General features: G+C 62.1%; 16 protein-coding genes and 1 tRNA gene. 9 read left to right on the top strand and 8 right to left on the bottom strand.

The features are described from left to right. Positions 1-11: 11 nt before the first annotated feature. From KBP54_RS09965 to KBP54_RS09955, 3 genes are read left to right on the top strand one after another with little or no spacing between them, the layout of a single operon-like run. The gene (locus tag KBP54_RS09965) at positions 12-608 is read left to right on the top strand and encodes an MptD family putative ECF transporter S component (protein ID WP_070361801.1); all 597 of its coding nucleotides are present in this window, start codon (positions 12-14) and stop codon (positions 606-608) included. Further along, positions 601-1,287 carry an energy-coupling factor transporter transmembrane component T family protein gene (locus KBP54_RS09960; protein WP_256005628.1) on the top strand — a complete coding sequence of 229 codons (687 nt, stop codon included), beginning with the start codon at positions 601-603 and terminating at the stop codon, positions 1,285-1,287. The genes KBP54_RS09965 and KBP54_RS09960 overlap by 8 nt, the downstream gene beginning before the upstream one ends. Further along, positions 1,284-2,675, top strand: a complete 1,392-nt coding sequence (locus KBP54_RS09955) for an ABC transporter ATP-binding protein (protein ID WP_256005627.1) — start codon at positions 1,284-1,286, stop codon at positions 2,673-2,675. The genes KBP54_RS09960 and KBP54_RS09955 overlap by 4 nt, the downstream gene beginning before the upstream one ends. A gap of 149 nt (positions 2,676-2,824) precedes the next feature. Here the strand turns inward: KBP54_RS09955 and KBP54_RS09950 are convergent. Together KBP54_RS09950 and KBP54_RS09945 are read right to left on the bottom strand one after the other, a co-directional pair. After that, positions 2,825-2,898 (bottom strand) — tRNA-Gly (locus KBP54_RS09950). A gap of 57 nt (positions 2,899-2,955) precedes the next feature. Beyond that, positions 2,956-3,855 (bottom strand): esterase/lipase family protein, encoded by a 900-nt coding sequence (locus tag KBP54_RS09945; RefSeq protein ID WP_256005625.1) that lies wholly within the window; start codon positions 3,853-3,855, stop codon positions 2,956-2,958. 44 nt (positions 3,856-3,899) lie between these two features. Here KBP54_RS09945 and dcd point away from each other — a divergent pair, with 44 nt between their 5' ends. Both dcd and KBP54_RS09935 read left to right on the top strand, forming a co-directional pair. After that, complete coding sequence (gene dcd / locus KBP54_RS09940) at positions 3,900-4,463, top strand: dCTP deaminase (protein WP_070479603.1); 564 nt, start codon at positions 3,900-3,902, stop codon at positions 4,461-4,463. An 11-nt stretch (positions 4,464-4,474) separates the two neighbouring features. Beyond that, a complete protein-coding gene (locus tag KBP54_RS09935) occupies positions 4,475-5,743 on the top strand; it encodes a UDP-glucose dehydrogenase family protein (protein WP_256005623.1) in 1,269 nt (422 codons plus the stop codon). Here KBP54_RS09935 and KBP54_RS09930 read toward each other — a convergent pair. From KBP54_RS09930 to KBP54_RS09905, 6 genes are all read right to left on the bottom strand, one after another. Further along, positions 5,740-7,026: a pyridoxal phosphate-dependent aminotransferase gene (locus tag KBP54_RS09930; RefSeq protein ID WP_256005621.1), complete on the bottom strand. Its 1,287-nt coding sequence runs from the start codon at positions 7,024-7,026 to the stop codon at positions 5,740-5,742. The two genes, KBP54_RS09935 and KBP54_RS09930, sit on opposite strands and share 4 nt — an antisense overlap. A 22-nt stretch (positions 7,027-7,048) precedes the next feature. Beyond that, on the bottom strand, positions 7,049-7,699 hold the full coding sequence (locus KBP54_RS09925) for a DUF1707 SHOCT-like domain-containing protein (protein ID WP_256005620.1): 651 nt from the start codon (positions 7,697-7,699) through the stop codon (positions 7,049-7,051). A gap of 139 nt (positions 7,700-7,838) precedes the next feature. After that, on the bottom strand, positions 7,839-9,062 hold the full coding sequence (locus tag KBP54_RS09920) for a Na/Pi symporter (RefSeq protein WP_240492779.1): 1,224 nt from the start codon (positions 9,060-9,062) through the stop codon (positions 7,839-7,841). 130 nt (positions 9,063-9,192) lie between these two features. Then, positions 9,193-9,903 carry a chymotrypsin family serine protease gene (locus tag KBP54_RS09915; protein WP_070361806.1) on the bottom strand — a complete coding sequence of 237 codons (711 nt, stop codon included), beginning with the start codon at positions 9,901-9,903 and terminating at the stop codon, positions 9,193-9,195. A 10-nt stretch (positions 9,904-9,913) separates the two neighbouring features. Then, complete coding sequence (locus tag KBP54_RS09910; protein WP_305085371.1) at positions 9,914-11,269, bottom strand: FAD-dependent oxidoreductase; 1,356 nt, start codon at positions 11,267-11,269, stop codon at positions 9,914-9,916. Positions 11,270-11,327: 58 nt separating this feature from the next. After that, positions 11,328-12,590 carry an AI-2E family transporter gene (locus KBP54_RS09905; protein WP_256005617.1) on the bottom strand — a complete coding sequence of 421 codons (1,263 nt, stop codon included), beginning with the start codon at positions 12,588-12,590 and terminating at the stop codon, positions 11,328-11,330. Positions 12,591-12,831: 241 nt separating this feature from the next. On the opposite strand from KBP54_RS09905, the gene dnaK reads away from it, so the two are divergent. The 4 genes from dnaK (at position 12,832) to KBP54_RS09885 (ending at position 16,983) form a co-directional block, all read left to right on the top strand. Then, complete coding sequence (gene dnaK, locus KBP54_RS09900) at positions 12,832-14,661, top strand: molecular chaperone DnaK (RefSeq protein WP_256005615.1); 1,830 nt, start codon at positions 12,832-12,834, stop codon at positions 14,659-14,661. A 30-nt stretch (positions 14,662-14,691) separates the two neighbouring features. Further along, positions 14,692-15,273, top strand: coding sequence for a nucleotide exchange factor GrpE (gene grpE, locus KBP54_RS09895; protein ID WP_071573059.1), 582 nt, complete (start codon positions 14,692-14,694; stop codon positions 15,271-15,273). Between the two features lie 103 nt (positions 15,274-15,376). Continuing rightward, positions 15,377-16,582, top strand: a complete 1,206-nt coding sequence (gene dnaJ, locus KBP54_RS09890; protein ID WP_256005612.1) for a molecular chaperone DnaJ — start codon at positions 15,377-15,379, stop codon at positions 16,580-16,582. A 2-nt stretch (positions 16,583-16,584) separates the two neighbouring features. Then, on the top strand, positions 16,585-16,983 hold the full coding sequence (locus KBP54_RS09885) for a heat shock protein transcriptional repressor HspR (protein WP_070361811.1): 399 nt from the start codon (positions 16,585-16,587) through the stop codon (positions 16,981-16,983). Positions 16,984-17,205: the final 222 nt, after the last annotated feature.

Here is a 17,205-nt window from a genome sequence, read left to right as displayed (position 1 = left end):
AAGGAAAAACTATGTCTACGCCTACATCCTCGCGCCTCAACACGCGCGACTTCATCAACATTGGCGTCTTCACCGCCTTGATGTTCGTCATCGTGTTTGCATTCGGAATGCTCGGGTTCATCCCCGCCGCCATGTATGCCGGCTTCTTGCTTTCTATTCTCGTTAACGGCATCGTCTTTGCGCTGTTCACAGCACGCACTCCGAAGATGGGGGCATTGACAATCATGCTGATTATCATCGAAATCCTCTTCTTCGTGACCGGCCACTGGGTAGGGGGAATCGCGGTGGCCGCTGTATTCGGCCTGCTCGCCGACCTAGTCATTACCAAGGGGCCGAAGAGCGTGAAGGTTCGCGTTCCGCTGGCATACGCACTGTTTATTCTGCCGATCTATGTTTCCCCGTGGATGCCGCTATTTATGGACCAAGACGCATATATGTCGCAGATCGCCGAACAAATGGGCGCCGAGTATGCCGCGAAGATGGCGCAGGTTGTCACGATTCCGATTCTGTTGGGCTTCTTCGTTGTGATGCTCATCGTGGGCTGGCTTGCTGGTCTGTTGGGAACCAGGGTGGCGCGTAAGCACTTTGAACGGGCCGGTCTTGTCTAAACTTCCCGACCCGCGCACGATTATCGTAGCGCTCGTCATCGTCTCCACCACGATCTACAGTGCCTACTCGCCGTGGTTCGTGTGTGCTCTGGGCGGATTCGCCGCCGTGATGCTGGCGAGCGCTGCGATCAACCCCAACACGCTCGTGCGCCCGAGCTGGGTGGCCGTCTACCTGGCCACGTTTGCGGTCCTCGGCGGGCTCGTCTTCGTGATACCACTGGTGTGGAAGTCAACGGTCAGCGCGTTCCTCGTGCTGTTTTTGCAGTGGATGTGGCGATTCAGTGTCAGCGCAGGAATGGGAGCCTACGCGATCGGCGTGATCCGACCCGCCACCTTGCAAAAAGCACTCGCCAGCTCACGAATCCCAACCTGTTTCACGATCCCAATCTCGGTTGCCTTACGTGTGCTGCCTGTGATCGGCCACGAGGTTAAAGCGATCTCAGATGCGATGAAACTACGCGGCATGTCCGCGCTTTCCCTGCGCGCGGCCCAGTACTTCACAATCCCGCTGCTATCGACCGTGGTACGCAGCGGGGACGAACTGGCATCGGCCGCCCTCGTGCGCGGACTGGGCGGAACCGCAAAGCCCACCTCAGTCACGGTCGTGAAATTCCGTGTGATCGACGCAGTCATTCTGCTCATCGTTATCGGTTTCGCGATATGGAGAATCGTCCTATGACAATAACCCAAGCCACCGGCGTCACCTTCACCTATCGAGGAGCAGACCACCCCTCAATCAATGACGCAACCATCACCATCACACCCGGAACCGTCACCTTGCTGTGTGGCGCATCGGGATCGGGGAAGACCACCGCGTTACGGCTGTTTAACGGGCTCATCCCACACTTTCACGACGGCGACCTTACCGGAAGCGTCACAGTCGACGACATTGACGTGGCACGAGTAGATCTATCAGAGCTTGCCCACCACTGTTCGACAGTGTTTCAAAACCCACGCACCCAGTTCTACACCACTCACGTGCGCCAAGAACTCGCCTTCGGCCCAGAAAATCTCGGCCGCGCCCCGCAGGAGATCTGTGCCCGCATTGACGAGGTTGCAGCCGAGTTAGGTATCGCCGACCTGTTGGAATCCCGCGTCACACAGCTGTCGGGCGGGCAGATGCAACGCGTGGCCTGCGCCGTCGCCATGTGCAACAACACGTCGCTGATCGTCTTTGACGAGCCGACCGCGAACCTATCAGCTGATCTTATCGGCCAACTCGCCACACTCATCGCCAGGCTCAAAGCTGATGGACACACGATCATCATTGCTGAACACCGGCTAAGTTTTCTTTCCGGGATCGCTGACCGTGTCTACTACTTCGATAAAGGCAACATCGTCCTCACCGCAACCGGCGAAGAGTTCTACGCTACCTCGGATGAGGAGCGCAAACAGCTTGGACTGCGATCCCTAGTAACTGTGCCTATGCCACAACTTCCGGAACCGGCAGGGGAGGGGCTGGAGATCAGCAACCTCACCTTTGCCTACCGCCACGGAAACACAGTCCTCAATATTAACCACGTGTTGTTTCCGGCAGGGAAAATCACAGCGCTCCTCGGCCCGTGCGGTTCAGGGAAATCAACCCTGGCACGCATTGTTTGCGGACTAGAAAAAGCCAAACACGCATCCATCACACTCAATGGACAAAAATTCCCCAGCCGTGACGCCTACCTTGTGATGCAAGACCCTACCCGACAGTTGTTCTCAGATACCGTCATCGACGAAGTCACGCTCGGCACGACCAAAGCCGAAAAGCAACACATCGATGCCCACGCGATCCTTGAAGAACTCGACCTTGCCGACCACGAGGCTGACCATCCCCAAGCACTCTCTGGCGGGCAGCGCCAACGCCTGGTTATTGCTACAGCGCTTGCTGCGAACAAGAAAGTTTACATCTTCGACGAACCCACGTCCGGTGTTGGCTACAAGCACCTTGTCGCGATTTCCCGAGTAATGCGTAAACTCGCTGACACTGGTGCCGTCGTCATTGTCATCACCCACGACGCTGAACTCGTTACCGAGGTCGCCGACCATAGCGTCCGCCTTGACCAGATCAACGCCTGCTAACGCAAACGCTCGCTCAGCCGAAAGAGAGGAAAGCGCTTCCGCAGGTCAGAGCTAATGCGCTATACACTCGCTAACGCAAGCGATTTTCTTGACCCCCTTGGGGCGTACGCGCTAACGCAAACGCCTACTTATCATTTTCGACGTCATAGTGGAGCCGGCGACGGGAATCGAACCCGCACTCTCAGCTTGGGAAGCTGATGTTCTACCACTAAACTACGCCGGCAGCGCATGTAATGCAGCAGTGGGTAATTTTAGCACCACGCTGCTGCTTTACCAAACGCTAGCGGTCGGCGCCGGCGACCTCCGGGAGCGCGCTGAGTGAGCAGGCGCGCTGGTTGGGAGTGCGGTCGTCGGCGGTGCGCTCGAGTCCCCATCTGGTGAGGGCTGCGACGGTGAGGTCGGATTGCATGTTGGGGTGCAAGACTCGGCCTGAGTTCGGGCAGGATGCTTCGATGTTGATGTTGGCGACGTCCGCTCCGTCGACGGCCTGCAGGATTGAAGTGCTGTTTGGGGTGGCGGTGGTGTCGGATGGTGAGTAGAGCGAGGTGTATACGATTCCGGCTTGGGTGTCGGGAAGCGTGTTGAGCGCTTGGATGACGGGGGAGTCGTTGAGTTGTTGGACTGCGCCTGGTCCTGCAAAGAACGCTGCGAGACGCGGGAATGCGCGGGCGATGGGGGAGAGGATTTTGCCGGTGCCGTTGAGGTCGGTGCCGTGGAAGGTGGCGCCAACGGTGACTGCGCGCCGGACGTTGTCGCCATCGCCGAGCTCGGCGATGTACTTCTTCACCAGCAGGCCGCCTTGGGAGTGTGCGACGAGGTCGACCTGGTCGGCACCGGTTGCTTCCTTGACACGTTCGACGTTGCGCGCGAGTTCGCGCGCGGAGCTGTTGATGTCGGCGTTGCCGTAGGAACCGGGGAAGAGGGAGGGCAGTCCGCTGCCACGGCCGTAGTTGAAGCCCCATACGCAGTAGCCTGCGGCTTTGAGGGCGACGGCGTTTTGGGCCCACTTTTCGGTGTTTGCGGAGGTGCCGTGTACATAGAGCACGGGTGTTGTTTTGTCGGCGGCGGGGACGCAAGAGGCGTCGTTAAAGATGTCGCTGGTGTCGGTCGTGGCGGCGGAGGCCACTGGCGCACTGGCGAGTGCGGCGGTCAGGAGAATAGTCGAGAGGATTCGGTGCATGCGTTTACTTTAGCCCCGCGTGAAAGCAGGCTAGACTTGGCGCCGTGCTTCTTTCAGACCATGACATTCGTGACGCCGTTGATTCGGGACGCCTCGGTATTGCGCCGTATGACGCTGCGTTGGTGCAGCCGTCGTCGGTGGATGTGCGTTTGGATCGGTTCTTCCGCGTGTTCAATAACTCGCGCTATACCCATATTGATCCGCGTGAGGAGATGCCGAATCTGACCACGCTGGTTGAGGTCCCCGAGGGCGAGGGGTTTGTGCTGCACCCGGGCGAGTTTGTGTTGGCGTCGACGTTGGAGAAGTTTACGTTGCCGGCGGATTTGGCTGGGCGTCTGGAGGGCAAGAGCTCCCTGGGCAGGCTTGGCCTGTTGACGCACTCGACGGCCGGGTTTATCGATCCGGGGTTTTCGGGCTACATCACGCTTGAGTTATCGAATGTGGCGAATTTGCCGATTGTGTTGTGGCCGGAGATGAAGGTCGGCCAGTTGGCGTTGTTCGCGATGACGTCGCCTGCGGAGGTGCCGTACGGCAGTGGCGCGTTGGGTTCGAAGTATCAGGGGCAGCGGGGTCCGACGCCGTCGAAGGCGTATTTGAACTTCCGGTAGGGGCCTCGCGTATGCGGTTGTCGGTGGTCGGCGTGGGGTATTTGGGGGCGACGCACGCCGCGTGCATGGCTGAGCTCGGCCACGAGGTGCTGGCGGTGGACACGGATGCGCGCAAGGTTGCGGCCCTGCAGTCGGGGAGGGCGCCGTTGTTCGAGCCCGGCCTCGACACATTGCTGCAGCGCCACACGGCGTCGGGTCGCCTGCGCTTCACGACGGATCTGCGCGAGGTGGCGGGGTTCGCGCGGGTGCATTTTTTGGCCGTCGGCACGCCGCAGGTTGCTGGAGGGCTTGCCGCGGACACTTCATTTCTTGACGACGCCACCTCCCACCTCTCCGCAATCCTTGAGGGGGAGCACCTGGTGGTGGGGAAGTCGACGGTGCCGGTGGGCACGGCGCGCTGCCTGCAGGAGCGCTTCCCGGATTCGGTGGAGGTGGCGTGGAACCCGGAGTTTCTGCGTGAGGGCCACGCGGTGAAGGACACGTTGGCACCGGACCGGATCGTGGTGGGGCAGCGCCCGGGTGGGCGCGCGGAGCAGGTGCTGCGGGAGGTGTACGCCACTCCTATTGAGCAGGGCTCACCAATGTTGGTGACGGATCTTCCCACCGCTGAGCTGGTCAAGGTGGCGGCGAATGCGTTTCTGGCCACGAAGATTTCTTTCATCAACGCGGTCGCCGAGGTCTGCGACGCCGCAGGCGCGGACGTCACCCAGCTTGCGGACGCGATCGGGATGGACGCGCGCATCGGGCGCCAGTTCCTGAACGCCGGGCTCGGCTTCGGCGGCGGTTGCCTACCGAAGGACGTCCGTGCGTTCATCGCGCGCGCCGAAGAACTCGGCGCCGGGGATTCGGTGCGCTTCCTCCGGGAGGTCGACGCCATCAACCAGGGTCGCCGCGCCCGCATCGTTGACCTGGTGCGACGGGAGCTCGGCACGTTGGAGGGGCGCACCATCGCTGTGCTGGGTGCGGCGTTCAAACCGAACTCGGACGACATCCGGGATTCGCCCGCCCTCGACGTGGCGCAGCGCCTCCATGACGCCGGCGCTCGCGTGCGCGTCCACGACCCGAAAGCCCTCGACAACGCCCGCGCCGCCTACCCCGACCTTGAGTTTCCCGGCACGCTCGCGCAGACGACCGCGGGCGCGGACCTCTGCATCCTGGCCACCGAGTGGGATGCGTTCCTGCAGCCGCTGGTGGGCGTCGACAAGCGAGTAATTATCGACGCCCGCAACGCCCTCGACATCCCCATCTGGCAGCAGGCGGGCTGGCGAGTCATCCGCTAGTGCTGGTGGTAGTCAGCCAGGAAGTTGCCGAGGCGCTCGATGGCGTTTTCCAGCTGTGACGCCCACGGCAGCGTGACCACGCGGAAGTGGTCCGGGGTGGGGTAGTTGAAGCCGGTGCCCTGCACCATGAGGATCTTCTCGCTCTTGAGCAGATCCAGCATGAAGCGCTCGTCGTCGTGGATGTGGTACATCTCCGTGTCGATCTTCGGGAAGGCGTACAGGGCGCCCTTCGGCTCCACGACGGAAATGCCCGGGATCTCGCGCAGCTTGCGCACGGCGACGTTGCGCTGCTTATGCAGGCGGCCGCCGTCCGCGGTGAGCTCATAAATCGATTGACGCCCACCCAAGGCGACCTGGATCGCGTGCTGGCCGGGCACGTTCGCACACAGGCGCGTGCCGGACAGCAGGTCCAGCCCCTCGATAAGGCCCTTCGCCCGGCGACGCGGCCCCGTAAGGACCATCCAGCCGGCGCGGTAGCCGCACACCCGGTACGCCTTCGACAAGCCGTTGAACGTCAGGGTGATCACGTCCGGGGCAACCTCCGCCATGGAGATGTGCTGGGCACCGTCGTAAAGGATGCGGTCGTAGATCTCGTCGGCGAAGATCATCAGCTCGTGCTCGCGGGCAATGTCCGCGATGCCCTCGAGCGTCTCCCGCGAGTACACCGCACCCGTCGGGTTGTTCGGGTTAATCACCACGATCGCCTTGGTCTTGCTGGTCACCTTGGAGCGGATGTCCTCCAGCGAGGGGTTCCAGTCGTCCTCCTCGTCGCACTTGTAGTGCACCACCTTGCCGCCCGCAAGTGTCGACGCCGCCGTCCACAGCGGGTAATCCGGCGTCGGAATGAGGATCTCATCACCCTCGTTGAGGGAAGCCTGCGTGACCATGCTGATCAGCTCAGACACGCCGTTACCCAGGTAGACATCATCGATGTCGAACGCCGGGAAATCCGGAATCATCTCGTAGCGCGTCACAATCGCACGCCGCGCCGAAATAATGCCTTTCGACGTGGTGTAGCCCTGGGACGTCGGCAAATTGGCAATCATGTCGCGCATGATCACATCCGGCGCCTCAAACCCAAACACGGCCGGATTACCCGTGTTCAGCTTCAAGATGGTGTGGCCGTCACGCTCCATCTCCTCCGCGGTCGCGCTCACCGGGCCGCGAATGTCATAAAACACGTTCTTCAGCTTCTCGGCCTGGTCAAAGTGCCGGTGCCGCTTAAAAGGCGTGTGCTGCGGGGTTGTTTGTTCTGGTGCTTCTGATTGCTTCTTGTTGGCCATGTGCCAATACTAGCGCCCGAACCTAACCACGTTTGTTGAACCGCTGCATCGTCTGCTGCGCGATATTCAACGCATCGTTCTTCAGCTGGTCCATCTGCTGGCGCTGCTGCTGCTTCCGCATCGCGATCTCCGCCGCCTGATGCGACTGCAACTCCAACTGCTGCATCTTGACCGCCTGGCGCTGCGCCCGCTGAATCTGCCGCACCGAGGGCGCGTACCAGCTGTCCGGCCCGACCTTCATCACGTACAGCAGGATGAACACGGTCGGGATGATGAGCAGTGACAGTACGGCCAGGAAGTTTTCGCCCATCTCGGAAAAGACGACGATGAAAGCGAGGCTGGCGATCGTCGACAAGCCCATCAGACCACCGCGCACATTGCGACCCCTCCTGCGGGCCAGCTCAATGTCCTCACTCGTGTACACCGGGGAGTTCTGGACCTGCTGCGCCGGCACCTGACACTGGCCCGGCTTCTGCGGCAAATCCTGGAACAACGCCATCAAGTCCGGCGAGTACTCCGCTTTCGCGACAGCCGCACACCGCCTATCGAACTCGTCCATGGTCAGGCGCCCCTCACCGAACGCCACCGACAACGCCGTCACCGCGTCATTGCGGTCGGTGTCGCCGATGCGGTAATTGAACTGAAAATTCGGATTCGGTTGAGGCATGGTCATAGCTCCTAAGCATACTTGGCTGGTGTGGCCCGTCCTAGACCTGCAAAGTGTAGTAACAGGAATGTAGTAATCCTCGAAAGGGGCCCCCAAAATCCGGATTACTACATTCCTGTTACTACAGTTTGGGTTTTGTCGGGCCCTAGGACACCAAGTTGGTGATGAAGATCGCCAGCAGTGGCAGCGCGAAGAACACGCTGCCGACCCAGATAAAGATGTACACCTTGTTTTTATCGGCGAGTCCGGCGAGCCACTCGGCACCCTTCGGGGGAAGTGCGCGCAGGAACGGCACCGACATGATGATGATCGCTGCGAAGGTGTTGAAGAGGGTGTGTACCAGGGCGGTCTGCATGGCCACCTCGGCAACCTCGGGCGGCGCGGAAAACGCCGCGATCAACCCGGTGACCGTGGTACCGATGTTGGCGCCGACCACGAACGGGAACAGGTCGCGCATGTGGAACTTGCCCGACGCCGCCAGCGGCACCGTCAGCGACGTGGTGGTGGAGGAGGACTGTACCGCCGTGGTGATGACGGCGCCGGAAAGCACACCGGAGAGGGTGCCCTTGCCGAGTGCCGCGTGCAGGAACTCCTGCGCCCGGCCGACCAGCAGGGTGCCGAGCATGTTGCCGATGAACCCGATGACCACCATGATCAGGGCGATGCCGCCAATCGAGAGGATGATGCCGCCCCACACGTGGCTCAGCGGGCTGACGGCGGTTTCGGCGAGGGAGACGAGTGGTTCGGTGATGGCGTCGACAAAGTCGCCGATGCCGCTGAAGATTGTGTTGAGGATGCCGCCGGAACCACCGCTGGTGTAGTGCGCGATCGCGCCCGAGGTCTTTTGCAGGAAGCCGGTGGCGAGCTCGAGCGGCATGAAGATGGCCAGGGCGATCAGGTTGAAGAAGTCGTGCACAGTGGCCATCGCGAAGGCGCGGCGGAACTGCTCCTTGTTACCGGAAAGGCCGAGCGCGACGAGGGTGGCGGTGACGGTGGTGCCCAGGTTGGCGCCGAAGAGCATCGGGATGGCGATCTCGATGGGCAGGCCACCCGCAACCATGCCGACGGTAATCGATGTGGTGGTGGAGGAGGACTGCATGATCGCCGTGGCGAGGATACCGATGCCCAAGCCCACGAACGGGTTCTGCGCAAACGAGAAGAGTTCCTCGGCGCGGTCACCGGCGGCCATCTGGAAGCCGGCGCCGATCATGCTCACCGCGTTGAGCAGCAGCCACACCGCGACGACGACGGACATCCAGTCCACGAAGGTCTTGAAGGGGCCACCGAACGGCAGGAAACCCAGTGGGTCTTTCTTACCTGCGTCTGCTCCGTCGGGGTGGTGCGTGAACGTCGTTGTCGCGGTGTCCATGCTCATATGATGAAGCGCTTCCTGTCGTTGAAAAAACTCTCGCCAAAAAGGGCCCAAGGTGTGGGCCAACGTATCACCATAATGTGCGCACGTGCACGGTCGGTAACACCAAAGTAAACTTTAGGCGAACTTATCGCAGCTGCCGCGCGTACCAGCCCGGGATCGAGTTTGACGACGTCGTGGGCTGGTCAAGGTCCATAGAAACAGGAGACAGCAGTTCGGGTCCGAAGTACAGCTCCGGGTAGGAGCCGGTCATCCAGTACTTCTTGTCTTTCCATACCCCGCCCGAGGTGACGGCGACGAAGCCACGGCCCGGGATCCAGATGGGGCCGCCGGAGTCACCGTGGCGAGGCCCGGCGATGGAGGTTGCCACCATGTTGCCGCGCACCCCAGTGACGTGCCCGCAGAACTCGCGGCGCGTGGTGGCGCCGTAGGAGCAGACGCGTTCGCCCGGGCGCACCGCGTTGGGGTGGACTTTCGCGTTGCCGGAGAACCGGTTGGCGCCGGCGGTAGCGCCGGAGAGGGTGACGTAGGCGAAGTCGTTGGGGCCGTCGGCGGAAACGAGCCAGCCGGGGAAGGAGATCACCGTGCCGATGCGCCGGCCGCTGCCGTCAAGCACCTGCTGGAACGGGAACTTCACGCAGTGACGCGCGATGGCGATCTGGTTGCGCGCATGGTCCACGTAGCCGACGGTGCAGATACCGTAGGCGAGCCCCATGTCGAGGCGGACGCGGTCGCCCTGGTTCACCACCGGCCGCGCGTCGGCAGCGGGGGCGAGCAGGGAAGCGGCGGTGGCGACGCCCACGCATGCAACGGCGATCTTCTTCAAAAACTGGCGCATAGCCAGCAGCTTACTGCTTGTGGTGGGCGTAGGAGACCATTTCGTCCCACTCGACGATCTTCTTGCGCTCGCGGCTGTGGGTGGCGCACTCCTCGCCGAGTTTGCGCTCTGCTTCATCCAGGCGGTACCAGCCGTCCCAGGTGGTGTAGTCGATGCTGCGCTCGTCGAGCAGGCCGAGGATCGCGTCCGGGTCCTCGTGGACCGGGGCGGTGAGCTTGCCGGCGTCGGCGTCGGCGATGAGCATGTCGGTCGTTTCCTTCGCGTCCGACTTCGTGTTGCCGATCAGGCCGACCGGGCCGCGCTTGATCCAGCCGGTGACGTAGAGGGAGTCCTCGAAGCCGTCCTCGCCGAGGACGTGGCCGCCGTCGTTCGGGATGACGTGGCGCTCAAGGTCGAACGGGACGCCCTCGACAGGCTCGGAGCGGTAGCCGATTGCGTGGTAGACCTGCTGGACTGGCCAGTCGGTGAACTTGCCGGTGCCTCGCAGTCCGCCCTCGCCGTCGAACTCGGTGCGCTCGGTGCGGATGCCGACGATGTCGTCGCCCTCGGTGAGCACCTCGACTGGGGACTCGAAGAAGTGAATGCGGATCTTGTGCGGGGCATCATCCGGCTCGCGCATCGCGTACTGCTCCAGGACCTGGCAGTTCAGGTCGATGGACTTGTCGGCGCGGCGCAGCTCCTCGGAGGGGCCGTCGTAATCAATGTCCTCTGGGTCGACGAGCACCTGGATGGTGTCGGATTCGTCGAGCTCGCGCAACTCCTTCGGCGTGAACTTCGCCTGCGCCGGGCCGCGACGGCCGAACATGTGGATGACCTCGGCCTTGTTGTTCTTCAGGGACTCGTAGACGTTGTCTGGGATCTCGGTGACCAGCAGCTCGTCGCCGGTCTTTGCAAGGATGCGGGAGATATCCAGCGCCACATTGCCGACGCCCACCACTGCGACCTCGCGTGCCTCCAGGTTCCAGGAGCGCTCGAAGCGCGGGTTGCCGTCGTAGAAGCCGACGAACTCGCCGGCGCCGATGGACTTGTCGCCGCCAGGGACGAGGAACTCGCGGTCGCGGACAGCGCCCGCGGAGATGATGATGGCGTCGTAGTACTCGCGCAGCTCATCAATGGTGATGTCGCGGCCGACGGTGATGTTGCCCAGGAAACGCAGGTTCGGCTTATCCATCACGTTGTGCAGCGACTTCACGATGCCCTTAATACGCGGGTGGTCCGGGGCGACACCGTAGCGGATGAGGCCGAACGGCGCAGGCATCTGCTCAAACAGGTCAACGTGAATCTCGTGCTCCTGATTGCGGATGAGCAGATCGGATGCGTAAATACCGGCTGGTCCGGCACCTACGACAGCGACGCGCAGACTCATAGAAATATGTCCTTTCGGTTTTTGAAGCTAGTTATCTTAACAATATAGCGCTACATGCTTAGTTCTTGGAGCGCCTGCCCATTTGCGCCATGTGTTCGCGCACGGCGTTGAAGGCCTCCTTGGAGTCCAACGTCTGGCTCTGTTGGGTGGCCATTTGGACCTCGTCGGGGGTGACTTCGCCAGTTCGGAGCGAGACCATCTCTGCCCAGTAGCGGAACCAGACAGCGAGGACCGCGGCGACCGGCACCGCGAGGAACGCGCCGACGATGCCGAACAGCGTGCCGCCGAGCGCCACGGAGAGCAGCACGATCGCTGCGTGCAGGCCCATTGCCTGGGACTGCAGAATCGGCTGGAGGATGTTGCTCTCCAGCTGCTGCACCACGATGATGAGCACGAGCACCAGGATGGCGTTGGTCAGGCCGTTGGAGACCAGCGCGATGATCACCGCCAACGCGCCCGCCGTGACCGCACCGATGATGGGGACGAAGCCCGCGAAGAACGTGATCACTGCCAGGACCGGCCACAGTGGCACGCCGAGTAGGAGCAGGCCGAGGCCGATGAAGATGGCGTCGACAGCCGAGACGACCGCCTGCGTGCGGATGAAGCCGGACAGCGTGTTCCAGGAACGCATGCAGACCTCGGTGAGGTGCCAACCGGCGCGCACGCCGACGTAACCCTTGAGCCACGGCAGGAACTTTGAGCCGTCCTTCAGGAAGAAGAAGGTGAGGATCAGGGTCAGCGCCAAGGTGGTGCCGACGGACGCGATCGCCCCGAGGCCTGAGAACACACCAGACGCGATGTTGGAGGCCTGGCCTCGCAGGACGTTCGTGACCTGGTCGATGACCTCTTGAACCTTGGTTGGATCGATGAGCTCGTTATCGACGTTGTCGCGCAGCCAGTGCGTGATCTGGTCAATACCCTGCTGCGCCTGGTCGACGAGCTGGGTGCCCTGCGTGCGCACGGTCGGGGCCATGGCGGCGAAGATGCCACCGATGATGGCGAAGGCCCCCACGAGGACTCCAGCCGACGCGAGCGCCGGCGGCGCTTTCTTCTTGCGCAGCCAGTCCACTGGCGGCCACAGCACCGTGCACACGATGAGCGCCAGGAAGATCGGCAGCAGGCCCATCCAGACGTACTTCAGCAGGTACAGCAGGATGGCGGTAGCGGCGACGATGATGATGAACCTCGCCGCCCAAGCTGCCGCGGTGCGCCCGTCGGAGGCGATGACCGTGCTGCGGTCAACATTTTCTGAGGAAAGCTCCTGCGCGGCGTCGGCCGCGGTGGCCTGTGTTTCCTCCTGCGGTTCAACTTTGTTGCTCATACCAAGACATTGTGCCAGACCTGTCAGGCATAACTTATTTAGGCCATTTGAACTGGGAAAATAGACAAAGTTGAGTCTAGTGGGAATAACTTTCTGGATAGCATGTTGTAAGAATTGAGCGCGACAGGCTCAAGATTGGCGGAACTTCTGCTACAGTGGTTCCCGTCAAGTTGAGCCGAGGCGATTCAACTTCGGATTAACTTCAGAAAATACTTCGATAAACACAGGAGGAAATGTAGAAATGGGACGCGCAGTAGGTATTGACCTTGGTACGACGAACTCGGTTGTCTCTGTCCTTGAAGGTGGAGAGCCGGTAGTTATCGCAAACGCTGAGGGTTCGCGCACCACCCCGTCCGTCGTCGCATTTGCGAAGAACGGCGAGGTGCTGGTTGGCCAGTCCGCAAAGAACCAGGCGGTGACCAACGTTGACCGCACGATCCGCTCCGTCAAGCGCCACATGGGCGAGGACTGGACCGTCGAGATTGATGACAAGAAGTACACCCCGCAGGAGATTTCCGCACGTACGCTGCAGAAGCTGAAGAGGGACGCAGAGGCATACCTCGGCGACGAGGTTACCGACGCCGTCATTACCGTCCCGGCCTACTTCGAGGACGCACAGCGTCAGGCTACGAAGGAAGCCGGCCAGATCGCGGGCCTGAACGTCCTGCGTATCGTCAACGAGCCGACGGCAGCTGCACTGGCATACGGTCTTGAGAAGGCTGACAAGGAGCAGACCATCCTGGTCTTCGACCTTGGTGGCGGTACCTTCGACGTCTCCCTCCTGGAGATCGGCGACGGCGTCGTAGAGGTCCTGGCAACCGCGGGCGATAACGAGCTCGGTGGCGACGACTGGGACAACCGCATTGTTGAGTGGCTCGTCGATAAGTTTAAGTCCGCACAGGGCGTCGACCTGTCCAAGGACAAGATGGCGATGCAGCGTCTGCGTGAGGCCGCTGAGAAGGCAAAGATCGAGCTGTCTTCCTCCCAGCAGGCATCCATCAACCTGCCGTACATCACCGTCGACTCCGAGAAGAACCCACTGTTCCTCGACGAGACGCTGACGCGCACCGAGTTCCAGAAGATCACCTCTGACCTGCTGGACCGCACCAAGGCGCCGTTCAACCAGGTCATCAAGGATGCTAGCCTCTCCGTCGGCGAGATTGACCACGTTGTGTTGGTCGGTGGTTCCACCCGTATGCCGGCCGTGACCGACATGGTCAAGGAGCTCACCGGCGGTAAGGAGCCAAACAAGTCCGTGAACCCGGACGAGGTCGTGGCTCTGGGCGCTGCGCTGCAGGCAGGTGTCCTGCGCGGCGACGTCAAGGACGTCCTGCTTCTCGACGTCACCCCGCTCTCCCTCGGCATCGAGACCAAGGGCGGCGTGATGACCAAGCTCATCGAGCGCAACACCACCATCCCGACGAAGCGTTCCGAGACCTTCACCACGGCTGAAGACAACCAGCCAAGCGTGCAGATCCAGGTCTTCCAGGGCGAGCGCGAGATGGCTTCCGCGAACAAGCTGCTCGGCTCCTTCGAGCTGGCAGGTATCGCTCCGGCACCGCGCGGTGTTCCGCAGATTGAGGTCACCTTCGACATCGACGCCAACGGCATCGTGTCCGTCTCCGCGAAGGACAAGGCGACCGGCAAGGAGAACACGATCAAGATCCAGGACGGCTCCGGCCTGTCCCAGGAGGAGATCGACCGCATGATCAAGGACGCCGAGGCACACGCCGACGAGGACAAGAAGCGCCGCGAGGAGCAGGAAACCCGCAACGGTGCAGAGTCCGCGGCTTACCAGACGCGCAAGTTCATGGAAGACAACGCCGACAAGCTGCCGGAGGACCTCAAGACCCGCGTCACCGAGGCAGCCGACGCCGTCGACGAAGCACTCAAGGGAGATGACCTTGAAGCGGTGAAGTCGGCTGTCGAGAAGCTGAACACCGAGTCGCAGGAGCTGGGCAAGGTGCTCTACGAGGCACAGGCCAACGAGGGCGCAACCCAGGCCGAGGCAGCCGACGACAACGTTGTCGACGCCGAGGTAGTCGACGAAGACACCGACGAAACCAAGTAAACAACAGCAACACTGCAGAAGGAGGTCACCATGACGAACCCGAATACTCCGGAACCGGAGCAGGTTGAAGACCTGATCGAAGAAGCCGAGGCAGTAGCAGCAGAAGCTGCCGAGCCCGAAGCTGAGGTCGACGCCGACGCTGCACCGGAAACGGACGAGGGCGAGCAGGATGACGTCGAAAAGCAGCTTGCTGAGCGGACCGAAGACCTGCAGCGTGTGAGCGCCGAGTACGCAAACTACCGGCGCCGCACCGAGCGGGAACGCGCGGCCATCGCCGAGCATGCGAAAGCAGCCTTTGCCACCGAACTGCTTCCGCTTCTCGACGACCTCGACCTCGCCGAACAACACGGAGACTTAAACGAAGGCCCACTGAAAGCCTTCGCCGACAAACTCCGTGGCGTGGCCACCGCGCAACGCGTCGAAGCCTTCGGCGCAGAAGGCGACGCCTTTGACCCTGAAACCCACGAGGCAGTCCAAGACCTGTCCTCCGGCGACAACAAGGTCATCGGCACCGTGCTGCGCAAGGGCTACCGCGTAGGCGACCGACTCGTGCGAAACGCAATGGTCATCATCGCCGATCCTGCGGAAGAGCCTGCTGAAGACAACGAGTAACAACAAAACCCAGGGCCGGGGCGTGAGGTGCGCGAAAAGCGGCCTTTACGCCCCGGTTTTGTACTTGAAATAACAAAATTCATCCGAGAAAGGAGGGTGCGAGATGGCTATGCAACAAGAGTGGGCCAACAAGGACTACTACGGCGACCTCGGCGTCTCCAAAGACGCGTCCACAGCTGACATTAAGAAGGCATACCGCAAGCTCGCACGCGAAAACCACCCCGACTCCAACCCCGGCAACAAAGCCGCCGAGGAGAAGTTTAAGAAGGTGGCAGAAGCGTACGACGTCGTCGGCGACGAAGAAAAACGCAAAGAATACGACCAGTTCAAGGCGATGATGAGCTCCGGCGGCTTCGGCGGCCGATTCGGAGGGGCAGGAGGTCCCGGCTTTCCGGGAGGGTTTCGCCAAACGGGGCAGAGCGACTTCAACTTCTCCGACCTCTCCGACATCTTCGGAGGAGCCGGGGGTGCTGGACAAGCTGGAGAAGGCGGCCTTGGTGATCTCTTCGGTGGCCTCTTTAACCGCGGCGGCGCTGCTGGCAGGAACGCTCGGCCGTCGCGGGGGGCGGACGTCGAGACGGAAATAACCCTCGACTTCCGCGAAGCCGCCAAAGGCACCACCTTCCCCGTCGAACTCACCGGCGACGCCCCATGCACCACATGCCACGGCTCCGGATCCAAATCCGGCCACGTCACCCAGTGCGAACAGTGCCACGGCTCCGGCTACGTCCGCGAAAACTCCGGCGCATTCGGCATGGCCCGCCCCTGCACCAACTGCGGTGGCACCGGCGACGTAATCACGGACCCGTGCACCACGTGCCACGGCACCGGCACCGTCCGGCGCTCCCGCACCATCACGGTGCGCATCCCCGCCGGCGTCGTCGACGGCCAAAAAGTGCGCCTCGCAGGACAAGGCGAAGCAGGCCCCAACGGCAAACCAGCCGGCGACCTCTTCGTCACCGTCCACGTCCGCCCCGACAAAGTGTTCACCCGCACCGGCGACGACCTCGAAGTCACCGTCCCCGTCTCCTTCAGCGAACTCGCCCTCGGCGGCACCATCACCGTGCCCACCCTGGACAAACACGTCCGCGTGAAGGTTCCCGCAGGCACCCCCAACGGGCGCACCCTGCGAGTCAAGGCGCGCGGCGTGCCACGCAAATCCGGCAACGCCGGCGACCTGCTGGTCACCGTCGAAGTCGCAGTGCCCAAGGACTTGGACGCAGCCGCCACCAGCGCACTGCGCGCTTACCAACAAGCCGAACGCGACTCAGGCTTCGACCCGCGCGCCGGGTGGGCAGGAGGCGCATAACCATGGCTGAGGAGTACTACGTCATCTCCGTCGCCGCCGAACTCACCGGCATGCACGCCCAAACCCTGCGCACCTACGACCGCATCGGCCTGGTCACACCGATGCGGACCAGCGGCGGCGGACGCCGCTACTCCCGACGCGACATCTCCATGCTGCGCCGGATCCAACAACTCTCCCAGGAAGACGGCGTCAACCTCGCCGGCATCAAAACCATCATCGAGCTCACCGAACACATCGACGAGCTCCAAGAGGAACTGGCGGCCAAACGCGAAGAAAACGCGCAACTGCGACAACGCCTGGAATCACGCCCGCGCGGCGGGGAGCTCGTTCACGTCCCACGCTCAACCGCGCTGGTGACGTGGGAGCCATCCTCCGCCAGGTCGCGTCGCCGGGCGCGGTAATAGTGGAAAGCCTCTGCTTCGCTTTGATGCTTGGCGGGGGCTGTTTTCTTTTGTTTGGGGGTTCTTGGGAGCTGGTGCGTGCTGTGTTTTGCCCTCGCTGCGCTCGTGTCGAGGTGTTTAAGGAGTGCGATGCTGGTCGTCGAAAATCGGCCCGGTTGGGTGAGAAAGCGCGACCTGCATCGCACGCTTTAAAGCCCACGCTTTGAGTGGTTTGAGGGTGAC

It is taken from the genome of Corynebacterium pseudogenitalium, from assembly GCF_024453815.1.
In the GTDB taxonomy this organism is placed as follows: Bacteria; Actinomycetota; Actinomycetes; order Mycobacteriales; family Mycobacteriaceae; genus Corynebacterium; species Corynebacterium pseudogenitalium.
The sequence above is the reverse complement of the archived record's forward strand: the minus strand, read 5'-3'. Positions and strand labels throughout refer to the sequence as shown.